The 13,279-nt window shown below is 62.0% G+C and carries 8 protein-coding genes; 2 read left to right on the top strand and 6 right to left on the bottom strand.

What is annotated here, in order from left to right; all coding sequences use genetic code 11:
* Positions 1–28 precede the first annotated feature (28 nt).
* Positions 29–646 carry a ferric reductase-like transmembrane domain-containing protein gene (locus tag BJQ17_RS17750; RefSeq protein ID WP_014861799.1) on the top strand — a complete coding sequence of 206 codons (618 nt, stop codon included), beginning with the start codon at positions 29–31 and terminating at the stop codon, positions 644–646.
* 14 nt (positions 647–660) lie between these two features.
* Positions 661–1,149 carry a DoxX family membrane protein gene (locus tag BJQ17_RS17745; RefSeq protein ID WP_014591610.1) on the top strand — a complete coding sequence of 163 codons (489 nt, stop codon included), beginning with the start codon at positions 661–663 and terminating at the stop codon, positions 1,147–1,149.
* A gap of 33 nt (positions 1,150–1,182) precedes the next feature.
* Here the strand turns inward: BJQ17_RS17745 and BJQ17_RS17740 are convergent, their stop codons facing one another.
* From BJQ17_RS17740 to BJQ17_RS17715, 6 genes are all read right to left on the bottom strand, one after another.
* On the bottom strand, positions 1,183–1,878 hold the full coding sequence (locus BJQ17_RS17740) for a DUF2063 domain-containing protein (protein ID WP_070096391.1): 696 nt from the start codon (positions 1,876–1,878) through the stop codon (positions 1,183–1,185).
* Positions 1,871–2,704 (bottom strand): DUF692 domain-containing protein, encoded by an 834-nt coding sequence (locus BJQ17_RS17735; RefSeq protein ID WP_033725554.1) that lies wholly within the window; start codon positions 2,702–2,704, stop codon positions 1,871–1,873. The genes BJQ17_RS17740 and BJQ17_RS17735 overlap by 8 nt, the downstream gene beginning before the upstream one ends.
* Positions 2,705–2,778: 74 nt before the next feature.
* Positions 2,779–3,270 (bottom strand): hypothetical protein, encoded by a 492-nt coding sequence (locus BJQ17_RS17730; protein ID WP_070096390.1) that lies wholly within the window; start codon positions 3,268–3,270, stop codon positions 2,779–2,781.
* A gap of 174 nt (positions 3,271–3,444) precedes the next feature.
* Positions 3,445–3,996: a DUF4174 domain-containing protein gene (locus BJQ17_RS17725; RefSeq protein ID WP_003250449.1), complete on the bottom strand. Its 552-nt coding sequence runs from the start codon at positions 3,994–3,996 to the stop codon at positions 3,445–3,447.
* A 228-nt stretch (positions 3,997–4,224) separates the two neighbouring features.
* The gene (locus BJQ17_RS17720) at positions 4,225–8,715 is read right to left on the bottom strand and encodes an NEL-type E3 ubiquitin ligase domain-containing protein (RefSeq protein WP_070096389.1); all 4,491 of its coding nucleotides are present in this window, start codon (positions 8,713–8,715) and stop codon (positions 4,225–4,227) included.
* Between the two features lie 97 nt (positions 8,716–8,812).
* A complete protein-coding gene (locus tag BJQ17_RS17715) occupies positions 8,813–13,234 on the bottom strand; it encodes an NEL-type E3 ubiquitin ligase domain-containing protein (protein WP_070096388.1) in 4,422 nt (1,473 codons plus the stop codon).
* Positions 13,235–13,279: the final 45 nt, after the last annotated feature.

Raw genomic sequence — 13,279 nt, 5'->3', positions numbered from 1 at the left:
TCACACAACCACACCCCGGGAGTCCCTGATGAAAGCCCTCACCTTGCCCTCCGGCTGGAAGCTGTTCGCCGCCCTCGCCGGCCTGACCTTGGCGATGACCGCCATAGTCCTGGCCAGCCAACCCGACCCGGACGGCTTGCGCAGTGCCATTCGTGCCACCGCACGCAGCTCGTTCGCACTGTTCCTGCTGGCGTTCCTGGCCTCGTCGCTGGTGACCTTGCTGCCTGGCACATCAAGCCGCCGCATCCTTCAGGAGCGACGCTACCTGGGGTTGGCATTCGCGTTCTCCCACACCGTGCACGGCGTGCTGATTTATCGCTACGCCCAGCAATTTCCCGAGCTGTTCTGGGCCGGCCGCACACTGACTTCCAGCCTGCCCGGCACAGTCGGCTACCTGTTCGTGCTGCTGCTCACCGCCACCTCGTTCAAGCCCCCCATGCGGCTGTTGGGCGGCCGTGCCTGGCAAGCGCTGCACAGCAGCGGCATGTGGGTACTGGCTGCCGTGTTCTGCCTGTCGTTCTACAAACGCATCCCCATGGGGGGGTGGTACCCGCTGGCGTTCGCCCTGATGTTCAGCGCCATCGCCGTCAAGCTCACCGCCAAAGTGGCCCGTAAACAACGCCGCAGCACCCGCGCCCTTGCCTGAAGAGAGCACCGCAAATGACGACCTTGACCCGTACCCTGACCACCGTTGATCGCCTCGGCAGCTGGAGTGCCGACGTGCCATTACGGGTATTTTTGGCCTGGGAGTTTTTCGAATCCGGCCTGGAGAAATTCAACGGCAGCAACTGGTTCGCCGACCTGCAGTCCAACTTCCCGTTCCCCTTCAACCTGCTGCCCGCGGAGCTGAACTGGCAGCTGTCGATGTGGGCCGAGTTGGTGCTGCCGTTGCTGCTGCTGTTGGGCCTGGGTACCCGGCTGGCATCGTTGGGTTTGATGGTGGTCACCGTTGTAGCGATAGCGGCAGTGCACTGGCCGGCGCACTGGTCGGGCCTGGCGGAGCTGGCCCAAGGCTATGCCATTACCGACCAGGGCTTCGGCAATTACAAATTGCCATTGATCTACCTGGTGGCGTTACTACCCCTGCTGCTCAAGGGCGCCGGGCGCCTTAGCCTGGATCATTGGCTTGGCATGCGGTTCGGCAGATGAGAGTTGGGGGCTGCTGCGCAGCCCCCTATGCCTTCAGACGGTTCCGACAATGACGCCCTGCTCGCGCAATGCCTCCAACAATGCCAACCCTTGCTGCACATCCCCGCCCAATGCCTGCAGCCGCTCTCTTCCAGTCCCCTGCTCCACCAGCAACCGATACGCCATAGGTGCCAACCGGGCAAAACGCACCTGCAACCGGGCATCGCGATAAACCAGCAGCAAGCTCGGCGATGCTGGGGCAGCCGTTGGCTGGTAGTCCACGCCAATGCTTTCTACCGGCCAACGATAGGCCAGCACCCGCGCCACACAAGACAACAAAGGCGCTCCCGCCAGCAGGTCACCACCCGGATCATGCGCCGGGTCCTCGGCATCGCTCAGGTACAGTTGCGCCTCGACCCACTCATAGTGCGCCAGCTCCAGCTGCCAAGGGGTGTCCAGCGCCACACGTTGCAAGTAGTCGACGAACGTCTCGGCAATTTCGGTAAACAACGGCGTCTGGCAACGGTAACTGGCGTAGAAATCACGTACTCGGGCATGCCAGCGCTGCTCGCCCAACGCCTGGCGCATGACCGGGAAGCTGCCAGCCAGCAACCCTTCGATGGCGCCATAGAACAACTCACGGTAAACCTTCAGGCGGCGGGCCTCGACGCCGGGCGGCGGGGCATGGCACTGTGGGTCGCGCAGGTGACGGGCCAAGGCATACTGCTGCGCACGCAGGGTCTCATTCATCTGCTTGCCCTCCGGCAGCGCATTGCACAGCACGCATACGCGCCGTCTCGGCCAACAGTTCGGCCAAGGGCGGGTAGTTGAAATCACGTTCAAGCACCGTCGGCTTTACGCCAAAGCGCACGCAAGCGCTGGCGTACAGCGTCCAGACATCCTCCTTCACGGCCGCCCCGTGGGTATCCACTTTGAGGTCAGGCGCTTCATCGTAATGCCCGGCAACGTGCATCCCGGTCACGCGCGCCGGGGGCAAGCCTGCAAGGAATTGCTGGGCGTCGTAGCCATGGTTGCAGGCGTTGACATAGACATTGTTGACGTCCAGCAGCAGGTCACAATCCGCTTCTTCGAGCACCGCCTGGATGAAGTCGAGTTCGCTCATCGCCTGATACGGCGCGGCGTAGTAGCTGATGTTCTCCACGGCAATGCGCCGCTCCAGCTGCTCCTGAGCCTGGCGTATGCGCGCGGCCACATGGCGTACGGCTTCATCGGTGAACGGGATGGGCATCAGGTCGTACAGGTGCCCGTCATCACTGCAGTAGCTCAGGTGCTCGCTGTACAGTCGCACCTGGTATCGCTCGAGAAACTGCCGGGTCTGCTCAAGGAAATGGCGGTCCAGCGGGGCACTGCCACCCAGCGATAAAGACAACCCATGACAGGTGACAGCAAAGCGCTCCGCCAACTGGGCCAAGCCCTTGCCATAGGCGCCGCCCACGGCAATCCAGTTTTCCGGCGCACACTCGAGAAAGTCCACTGCACCCGCCTCCATGGCCAGCAGTTCCGGCAACAGGCCGCGACGCAAGCCTAGCCCGATGTTCAACATCGCAGGACACATAAAAGTTCTCCAACAAGCACAACGCCCCACCTGGCCAGCAGGAGGAGCGTTGTGGCGTTTCATGGGGTAGAACGTCAGGGCTTGCCGGTCAGGTGGCTGAACAAGCCATCAGGCATGGCTTTGCCATTGGCCTGATAAATCGCCTTGAGGTGATCGGCCGCTTCCTGCTCGGAGATGAAACCGTCATGGTTGCGGTCGATCGTGTCGAAATCACGGGCACGGTCCTTGGCCACCGCCAGAAACTCATCGCGCGAGACCTTGCCATCGTGATTGCTGTCGGTTTTGGCGAACGAGGCGTCACCGCACTTGCCTTCACCACACTTGCCCTCAGCCCCAGCCTTGGCGCCGGCGCCGCACTTACCCTCACCGCACTTGCCTTCGTTTTGGGAAGCCTTGCCGCTCCCCCCGCACTTGCCCTCACCACACTTGCCCTCGCCGGCCACTTTGGCCGAGGCCAGTTGGTAACCTTGAGCCAGCGGCTCGACGGCGAACGCACTGTTGCTCAATGCCATGCTGCCGATCAGGGCGGCGCCGAGCAGGCCGAGGGTGTTTTTTGCTTGAGTCATGATGCAGCTCCACTGGGGTTGGAAAGTGGAGCCATTAGGCCGTTGCGGTTTGTCGTGGATGTATCGTGCCAGGCGCACTTTTGTATGGCAGTAGGTCTGCAGCACAGGCAGATACAATGCGATACACACCACCCGGCAACGGGCCCCAAGTTGCCTTGGGGCCATGAGGCGTGATCAGTCTTCCAGCGGTTTGGGCGGGGCCGCTGGCTTGGCGGGCTTGGCCGGCTTGCTGTCCTTGTCCTTGGCTTGCGGGGCCGCCGCTACGGGCTCGGGCGCTGCCACCGCCTTTTCGCTGGCAGGCAGTTCATCGACCGCTTTGAGGATCACCTGTGGGTCGATGGCCTCACCGGTGTCGTCGTCCTTGAGCATGTGCCGCTCACCGTCCTTGCCCACCAGGATCACCTTGGTACCCTTGCTCGCACCCAGCTTCAGTTCCCGAATCAGGGCCATTGTGGTCTGCTGCTCGAGGTTCTTGTCCTCTCGCTTGCCCATCATGTTGGCGACGCTGTACAGGACAAGGTTGCGCTCCTTGAACGCTGCCTGGGTGGCCGGGTCTTCGAGCGCTTTGTTCAGCCCTCGCAACGTTGGGTCGGCACTGCTGGGAGCGATAACCACCAATGGTCTGGCCTTGCCCAGTTCCTTGGCTAGAGGCGCATCACTGTCTGCGGCAAACAGGGGGCCGGCAACAGCAAGCAAGGTTGCGAGGGTCAGTGACCGGACAAGCATGCGTATCTCCTTATTGTCTCGATAAACCAATGACTACAGATCACGGAGAAAAATCCGACAGGGAGCCTAAACCACTTCATTCCAGAACGGGGTGTGTAAAAGTAACTGTCGATTTCCGAGCCACCTGAAGCCAAGACTACGGCGCTGGTACAAACCACATTCAGCTTGACTGAGCATAGCCCAAAGCCGCTTTGGCAGGGCCGGGCAAGCCCTTACCCTGAGCGCATGTCAACGTACATCGATCGAGGGCCCCTTGGGTCCCATTTCCATCGCTTGAATCGTCATATCCAGCATCAGTCCTCTGCGTGCAGCGCGCTGAGCATCACGAATGGCATCCGCCTGGTCGATCCTGGCCCCTTCGCTCAGCGCTTCGTCGTCAAGCACGGTTTCAAGCTGCCTTCTGAACGGCAGGTCGACCGCAGCGAATCGCTCAGGATGGGAACGCTCCAGGTGCGCCTGCCAAAATTCACGGTCAACCATGGAGCGGGCAATCTCTTCCGGTGTTTCTGCATCCCGCACCGCAGCCTCTGCCTCTGCAAGGTCCGCCTCCAGGACGCCTGAGATCGCAAGAAAGCTCATTTCTCCCACCTGCAATGGCAGGTCGAGACGCTCCCTCAGCCCGATCCTGAAAGCCAACCCCACCTCGCTTCCTTCCAGCGTCCTGCCATGCTGTAGCGCCCATCGGGTAGCGAACATGTCGACTGCATCCTGGCGCCATAAACGTCTGCCCAGGTCTAGCAAAGCGCGTTCGCTTTCTCCCTGAGCCGCGTGCTCAACCTGCCAAACCAGCAAATTCAGTTCAAGGTTGCTCAAGCACCAGGTTGCACCGTCCTGGCACCCCCACTCATCATTGGCTACTGACAGCAAGTTCTGCCGCAGCTCTGGCGTAATGGCCATCGCTTGCAATACCGCCATTACCCGATTGCCCAGTGCACGCGCATTGACACGAAAGTCTTCGGACAGCAACAACTGGCGAAGCACACGGAAAAAACGCTCGGCGTCCTGCCCTGCATCCAGCGAGTCCCAGGCAGCAAGCATCAAGCCGCGATGCTCCGGGGCCACGGCATCCCCCCAGACTTCACGCGCGTGCTGCAGGCGCAGAAGCACTTGCTCCTCGTCGAGGGCCGGATCGACGCTGCTCAACGAAGCCTGCAAGCGTAACGTCTGGGCCTCGCCCAAGGGGTTCGCATTCAAGCGAAACCGCCGCCGATGCCACACGGGCAACTGGTAGAAACCCTCTGGAATGTGCCTGATCCGGTTATCCCGCAAGTCAACGGATACCAACTGAGCGTTGTCGAACACGCCCAGTGGAAACTGCGAGATCTGTGTGTCGCGCAAGTTCAGCCAACGCAACTCAGCCAAACCCGCCAACGTGAACCGGCTCCCCAGGGGGTTGTGGGACAGGTCGAGAGACTGCAGGCTCGTGCAACTGGCCAATGTGGCGGTTTGTGCAGTGTTCAGGACGATCCGGTTGTTGGTCAGGCTCAGATGCCGCAACTGCGGTATCTGCAGCAACGGCTGCGGAAGGCGCGTCAACAGGTTCCCTCCCAGATCGAGGGTTAGCAGGTTAGGGAAAGCCAGCAATAGGCTGCTGGGCACCTCCAGAAGGTCAAGGTGCAGCAGCGACAGGCTGGTCACACCTCTGAAGCTGACCTGTGGGGGTATGTTGGGCAAGCCGCTCGATCTGAAATTGCAGAACATGACGTGGAGGTTTTCCTGTGCATTGATCTGCAGTTCCCCCACGCCCACCGACCGCCGCCAACAGTTGAACAACGTCTGGCGTAAAGCCTCTCGATCTTCCCTGACATCGCCCTGCCCTCGTGCCACCCAGGTATTCAGTGTGATGCGCAGGATGGCGAACTCATTGCGAAGGTCAGTCAGTACGTGTTCAATCTGCTGCCCTGAACGCCTGGCGTCATCGGCGAAGGTCTCGACCTGCTCATCACTCAACCACGGAAAGAGATCGCGCAGCGTTGCCCTCAGGGCACTCCCCCTTGATGCGAACCCACCTACTCCGCCACCACCCAGTGGGTAGCCAATACGTCCATCGGCCAAGCGCATGGGCCCTCGGACAGCACCTGGGCGTACCGCGCCAAGCAAACGACTGATCTCATCACGATGGCGTGCCGCTTCGCGCGCCAGTATCACCCTGAGGTTGTGCGTAAATGGATCGCCGATCCCCATCGCCGCCCTCTGCGCTTCGGTATAGGCTGGCGCCATGACGTCAAACAACTCACCTGCCTCACCCAGCGCCGTGCCCTGGCTGCCATGCAGTTGAAACGTACCGTTCACGTGCACCAGATCGAACGCCCGCTGCCCTTGCTCGGTCTTCGCCAGCATCGGCCCGCCCAGGCAACCTTCGTACAGGCGCCAGCACACACCTTCACCTCCGGGTAGATACCGCAACAAGCCCAAGGCCACCCGTGCCAGGTCTGCATGCTGCGGGGTATCAAGGTACAACGCTTCAAATACCCGAGCCTGGCGGGTAGCCAGCACACTGCCCCTTGCCGCTTCGGCGAGCCCCAGTGCAACCCTGCCGCTGGACAGCAGCCGCGTGCGATCAATGCTGCTGGCGGCCTGTACCAGTGCTTGCGCAGTGCGCGCGCTCAGCCCCGGGAACACCCGGCGCAACGCCGCGCTGCCAGCGGTGTCGCTGGGCTGCAAGGCTTCGAAAAGGTGCTGCAGCAGTGTTCGGCGCTGTGTCCATGCCAACGCGGCCAGTGCCTGATCTGTCAGGCCACTCGCGCCTGGCAGGCGCCGAGCGTGATCGAGCACTGTTGTATCTGCTACCGGCTCGCCGCTGCGCAGACGGCCAATCATGCTGCGGATGCGTTGATCAAGCCTGACCCGCTCCACACTGTCGATCATCCCGGGGCTCGGTGCCTGGGCGTGTACATGCAGGCCACGCAGGTCGTCGCCATCAAGGCCATGGAACAGCAGAACCTCATCGATCTGTTCGTCATTCAGCCTATTGAAGGGTTCGCCCAAACGCCGGAACATGCGGTATTTATCGGTCCACCGAGCCGGTTGCTCGCTCCACAAACGCCAGGCACCTGCGCCATTGTGGCGCAGCAACGGCCCGTGGCCGTCGACCGGATACAACTGCCATTGATCATCACCCGCCTCTGCCACGCGATAGTGATGCCCGTCCATTTCGATCCAGGCCCGCCCGTCCTGACGCCGAATACCCAAGGCATCCCGGCTCGAGGCCGCAACGGGGGCCTGGCTTTGAAACAGGGTCAAGTCGTGTTGCCAAAGTTTCTCAGTGCCGTCCTCCAGCCGGGCCGGCACCATGGCATCGACCTTCGCAGAGCGTGCCCAAACCCGTCGAGCGACACCCACCCCGGCTACCGTGGTCGCCAGCACGGCAAGGTCTGTCGCCACGTGGGTCAAATGGTCGAGCGCCTCCTGACGATCGCCTTGCTGCCAGGCCTCGGCGCCATGGTAGACCTCACCCAGTAGTTCGTAGGCCGTCACGGCCAGCAGCGCCAGGCCAAGCCCAGGCAGAAAGAAACTGGCCAGGTTGAGCAGCGCCCATCCTTCGGCTGCAAGGCGCAGGTCATGCTGGCGCTGAACCTCACGATCCAGCCTGGCCACAGGCACTGCGATCATCGCCGCATCGTCCTTGATCTGGTGGATACGTGCCTGTGCCAGGCTGATGAACAACGGCTGCGGGTAAGCCTGCAAGCGCGGTTCGAGATCGCGAAAAGCCCAGCCCGGCAGGCCATCGAAGCGCTCCGCGACCTGGGCGAAAAAAGCCTGGCTGTCGCGCCGCAGCACGAAGCGGCTGAAAAAACGCTGGTAAGCCTTGTCTCGCAAGCGACGGCCCAGTTCGCGGTTCAGTTTGTCGAGGCTCTCGAACGCGCGCCAGGGCGAAAAAGGGTCTCCAGGCACGTAAAGCAACACCCGACGCGTCGTGTTGAACAAAACGCCCTGCTCAACCACTACGAACACGGTCACCTGCTCAATCTGGCAACCCAGCAATTTCAGTTGCCTGGCCTGCACAAGGTCGCCCGCCAAGCGCGGCAGCTCACCCTTCTCGCACACAGCCACCATCACATTGAGTTCGCTGGCATCCAGCGTTCCCTCTTGCCTGGCTTTGTAGGCGTCCACAAGCATGGTGTAGCGCGTGGCATCTACAAGCTGCGATACCAGGCGCTCGGCACTGCCAGTGGGCGTGAGGATGGCATCCAAATGACGTTGATAGCGCTCACCCAGGTCCAGCTCACGACACAGTCCGGCAAACTCGATGCTCGTAGGGGGTTTGACCGTGCCGTGGCGTGGAAGCAGCAGGCGGTTACCGCGCGGCTGGCCACCTTCCTGCGCCTGCGCGTCCGTGAAGTTGCGCAATGCCACTTCGAGCAGCGGCTTTTCTTCATAGACCACGGTAGTCAGGTGCGCGCCCACCGGCTGACTGTTGATCACAGCTTCCCGGCGGCCCTCCAGGAACCTGAGCACGTGCGGGTTACGGCCAAGCCCGTAACGCTCGTCGAGGGCCTTTCCCAGGGCTGATGCGACGAAACTGTCGAGGCCTTCGATGCCTCGCAGCACCGTGTTCACTTGCTCACAGCAGCGAAGGCTGTTTGACAATGCCCTGCCGATCTCAGGCAGTTGCTCAGCGGGTGCATGACGCAACCAGGGTGGCAGGCGCCTGCCGATGATGCCGTCCTGGAACGCGTCGATGGCGGCCTGCGCATCTGACGGCAAAGTGGTGTCCATAGCGGGGGCCTCTTCATGAAAAGAGGCCAGACTAAGTTGCCTGCTCCCCGCCAGGCGCTATATAGCTAATGCCTGCGTTCAGACAACCGCCAACCCGCTAGCTGAGCGGACGCTGCACCGTGTTCCGGTCCAGCGCCTCCAGCGTCAACTGCAGCAACACCGCATGCTCGCGTTGCTGATTGCGGATCTGCAGCCGCGCGATTTCCTCGTCCCGATTCCCCAGCGCCATCAGCCGTTCCAGCTCAGCGTGCATGGATTGGGGCACTTGCAAGCGAACCGCGCAGGCCTTGCGCAAGTAATCCTGCCAGAACCACTGGCGTGACAGGTAATCAGCAATGCCCTCCCGGGTCTGTCGCGCCAGAACCCTTTCACGGGCCAGAAGAAGGTCCTGGCTACTCAAGGCAGGGATACCTGCATAGAGCATTTCATCGGGTTGGCCAGGCAAGTCCAGAGACTTGCGCAAGCCGATTCGATAGGCCAAGGCGAATTCGATCGATTCAGCGCTCGCCCCCACCCGATGAGCATGTTCAGCGGCAATTTGCTCAAGCACCGCCAACCGCCACATCCGGGCACCGAGCTTCAGCAAGGCCCGTTCAGGCCGGGCAGATCCGCTGTGCCTCGTGCGCCATATCATCACTCGCAGTTCCAGGTTGGCGAAACGCGCGGTGGCGTTATCCTGGCAACCGGTCGCCGCAGCGTGCTCGAACAGCTCCTGCCTGAGGGCATCATGCTCAGACATCGCCTGGAACATGTCGAACATGCGGGCCGCGAGCGCGGATGCAGTCGATGAGAAACTGAAGGCGCCCGATTCTGTCAGCATCGACAGGGTATTGAAGAACGCTTCCGATTGCTCCTCGGCCTCCAGATAGGCCCACAGTGCAGCCATTTCATCTCGACGTTCGACAGGCAGCGCATCCAGAATGCGCAACCGGTAAGGCACGCGACTGGCCTCAAGCAAATGCCAGTTTGATAACCCATCCTGCGCGCCCCCCAGCCGATTGCCGGAAAGCTCGACCCTGCCCAAGCGCCACAGCTGCGACTGATGAAAACCCTCGGGCAGTTCAGAAATACGGTTGTCGCGGAGGTTCAGGGTGTGCAGTTCTGGCGCGTCCATCAGCCCGTAGGGGCACTCGGGCAACTGGGTGTTCGACAGGTAGAGGGCATTCAGCTCGGTCATTGCCTGGACGGAAAATGCCCTGCGCAACGGGTTGTCCGAAAGGTTCAGGTACACCAGGGATCGGCAATCTGCCAGGACCAACGCCTGGCCTTGGTCGAGGGCGATCTGGTTACCAGACAAGTCGAGCACCTCCAGCTTCTGGACAAGCATCAGAGGCAATGGCAAACGCCGGAGTCGGCAATGGGTGATTTCCAGGTTGCGCAAGTTGGGAAACGCCCGCAGAAACTCATCCGGAACGTGCTCCACGCGCATGGCGCGCAAGGCCAGGATCGAAACGTGGGGAAAGCCCACTTGCGCGGGCAGGGCCGGCAGGTGGCCCAAGCGGCTGATGGTCTGGGTCAGCATGAAGCGCCCATCGTCCAGTGCCGCTTGCCCTTGCAGTTCCGGCACAAGACAGCGCCAGCAGTTGATCAACCCCTTTCTGAATTCACGCCGGGCGGCCAGTTCTGGTGACAGCAAGGCACTGCGTGCCCACTGGGTCAAGTGCCTCTTGAGCACCCCGTATTGCTGTTCCAGCCTATGTAACCTGGCCTGCGCGTCGCCTGATGCGAGCCAGTGCCCGATCTGCTCGTCACTGAAAGCTGGGTACAGATCACGCAGCCGAGCCTGAAGCGCCCTGGGCCTGTTCCGCCCCAGCGCCCCCCAGAACCTGCCGCCCGCCAAGGGGTAGCCAACCCTGCCATCCGCCAGACGTTGTGGCGGGAGAAACGAGCCGGTCGGCTGTTCCAACCTGAGCAGATTCACCACGGTCTGGCGTTGCTCGATAGCAACGTCGGTCAGCGCCTGGCGCAGCGCAGGCACAAACGACCGGCCTTGGCCGATGGCCACTTGCGATGCGTCGTCATAGGCTGCGGCCAAGGTCTCGAACAACTCCCCCCTCTCACCGGCAACCGTGTGCATTCGGGTGCGCAGGCGGAACAGCCCATGATGATGAAGCAAGTCAAACGTCTGCCCCGATCCCTCGACCGTCAATAACGGCTCGCTGGCATCTCCGTCGTACAATCGCCACCCGGGCCCGCCAGCCCCCGGCACATGCACCAGCAGATTAAGTACCACACGCGCCAGGTCGAGGTTTTGCGGCGTATCGATGCTCAGCGCCTCATACACCCGCGCCATTCGAATTCGCGCAACCTGCAACCTTGCTGCCTCGGCCATCGGCAACGGCACGCGCCCCGTCTCACGCAAAAGCTGCAGGTCATCCTCGCTGGCATCGCGTAGCACCTCATCCGCAGCCAGGCGGTGCAGGCTGGCAAAATTCTGCCGTAAGAGACGGCCCGTTTCCGTGTCGGGATTCTGCTCTTCGTACACCGCCTGCAGCAGTGCTCGTCGCTCGGCCCAAGCCACATCGGCCAACGCTGCTCCGTCCTTGCCGGCGGCCTGTGGAAGGCGCATGACCTGCTCCAGCAGTAGCGGGTCTGCCGTTACCCCTCCCTCGCGCAAGTGGTTGATCAACGTCCCAATCCTGCCGGCGAGCCGCACGCGTGCGACGGTGTCGACCAGCGCTGCTTCCGGCGCAAGGCCATACACATGCCATGCCCGAAGGTGCTGATCATCGAGGCCATGGATCGCCAGCGACTGGTCGATCTGCGCATCGTCAAGGTCGCTGAATGGCCCGCCCAGGCGGCGGAACAACTGGCGTGTGTCGCCCCACTCGGCGGGCTGTTCACACCACAGCCGCCACGCGCCGGCCCCATTGTGACGGAGCGGCGGCGCATAGCCCTGGTAAGGGAGCAATTGCCACTGTTCATCATCATTGTGCCAGGTCACCTCATACCAGTGGCCGTCCATGCTGATCCAGCGGCGCTCGCCAACACGGTGCACACCCTCCATGTCCAGCACCGCCGTGTCTGAAGGGCTTTCGCAGCGATAGGGGCTGAGGTCTGCGTTCCACAGTTTTTCCTCACCGTTTTCCAGCTGCGCCGGTACCAGGTTGTCCACCACACTCCAGGCGCGTCGGGCCATGGCGACTACGGCAACGGTTGCCCCGACAGCCAGCAGTCCTTTGCCTACATTCAGCAGGTGCGCCAGTGCCGCATTGCGTTCGTTGTCCTGCCAATCCCCTACAGCCTGGAACGTCTGCTCAAGCAGTTCCCAGGCCATCCCCCCCAACAACACCGCGCCGATGCCCGGAACGAAAAACCCTGCAACACCCAACAGGGTCCAGCCTTCAGCACGCAAACGGCGGGCGTGTTCGGCCTGGACCTCGCGATCAAGCAAGGCTACGGGCGGGGCGATGACCGCAGCATCGTCCTTGATCTGCGCAATCCAGTCGTCAGCAAGGTGTTCGAACAATGGCAGGCGATAGGCAAAGGTCTGCTCATCGAGGTCGCGAGTTGCCCAGCCGGGCACGTCATCGAGCCGCTCACTGACGGCCGAGAAGAATCGCTGGCTATCGCGTCGGCGCACGAAGCGGTTGAAGAAGCGCCGGTAGTCATCTTCGCGCAGGCGTTTGCCAAGCACCCGGCGGGCATAATCTTCCAGGTCGCTGCGCACGCTCCAGGGGCCGTGCGGGTCACCCGGTACATAGACCAACACGCGCTTGCTGGTGTTGAACAACAGGCCCGCGTCGATCACGTCCAGCACGACGATCTGCTGCAAGCGGCAACCGAACACCGCCAACTGGCGCACGCGAACCGAGGCGCCTTCGAGCTTGCCGAGCGTGTCCTTGGTGCAGAGCGCCACCACCCACTGCAGTTCGTCTGCGCTCAATACGCCCTGCGCCCTGGCCTGCAGGGCATCCACCAGCATGCTGTAGCGTTGCCGTCGCGTCAGCAACCCCCTGACTTCGGGCTGAAGTACCGAATCCAGATGCGCCTGGTATTTCTGCCCAAGATCCAGCGCTCGACACAGCCTGGCGAAGCTCGGTGCAGACAGCTCACTACGCCTTGCGCCGCGCACATCGACCAGGCAATTGCCCTGTGGCTGGTCGCGCTGCTGTTCTGCGGTGAAATTGCTCAAAGCGGCCTCGAGCAGAGGGATGTCGTAGTAATCGCTGCCGACGACCGGAAGCCGACTGGTTACATAATGGATCGTGGGCGAGGTAAAGGTGTACCACTGGCGAAAGGACAGGCGATCGACGTCAAGGTCGCCGTGGGCACCGAGCGCTTGCTGCAGCAAGGGCTGGGTAAATGCATTCAGGTTGCGTAGCCGCGCCAGCGATGACACCAAGCCTGCGCGGCAGGCCAGCAGTTCAGGCAGCGCCTCGCTCAGCAAGGTGAATTCGGCCATGCTCAGCCGCTTCATCCAGGCCGGCAGCCGCTGTGCAATGTAGTGATCCTGGCATGCTTGTGCCATGGCAAGGGTATCGACCGCAGCCGATGGTTGACGGCTATTGTTCTGCATCTCTGCCTCCGCGACGACATGGAGGACCGAGTCTGAAGACTGTAG

Origin of the sequence: Pseudomonas sp. NBRC 111139 (genome assembly GCF_001753955.1) — a bacterium.
Classification (GTDB): domain Bacteria; phylum Pseudomonadota; class Gammaproteobacteria; order Pseudomonadales; family Pseudomonadaceae; genus Aquipseudomonas; species Aquipseudomonas alloputida.
This window is presented reverse-complemented; position numbering and strand designations above follow the sequence as displayed.

Coding starts and splice junctions, on each gene's coding strand:
- BJQ17_RS17715 (WP_070096388.1), bottom strand. CDS start 13,234: ATGCAGAACAATAGCCGTCAACCATCGGCTGCGGTCGATACCCTTGCC.
- BJQ17_RS17730 (WP_070096390.1), bottom strand. CDS start 3,270: ATGACTCAAGCAAAAAACACCCTCGGCCTGCTCGGCGCCGCCCTGATC.
- BJQ17_RS17740 (WP_070096391.1), bottom strand. CDS start 1,878: ATGAATGAGACCCTGCGTGCGCAGCAGTATGCCTTGGCCCGTCACCTG.
- BJQ17_RS17745 (WP_014591610.1), top strand. CDS start 661: ATGACGACCTTGACCCGTACCCTGACCACCGTTGATCGCCTCGGCAGC.
- BJQ17_RS17725 (WP_003250449.1), bottom strand. CDS start 3,996: ATGCTTGTCCGGTCACTGACCCTCGCAACCTTGCTTGCTGTTGCCGGC.
- BJQ17_RS17720 (WP_070096389.1), bottom strand. CDS start 8,715: ATGGACACCACTTTGCCGTCAGATGCGCAGGCCGCCATCGACGCGTTC.
- BJQ17_RS17750 (WP_014861799.1), top strand. CDS start 29: ATGAAAGCCCTCACCTTGCCCTCCGGCTGGAAGCTGTTCGCCGCCCTC.
- BJQ17_RS17735 (WP_033725554.1), bottom strand. CDS start 2,704: ATGTGTCCTGCGATGTTGAACATCGGGCTAGGCTTGCGTCGCGGCCTG.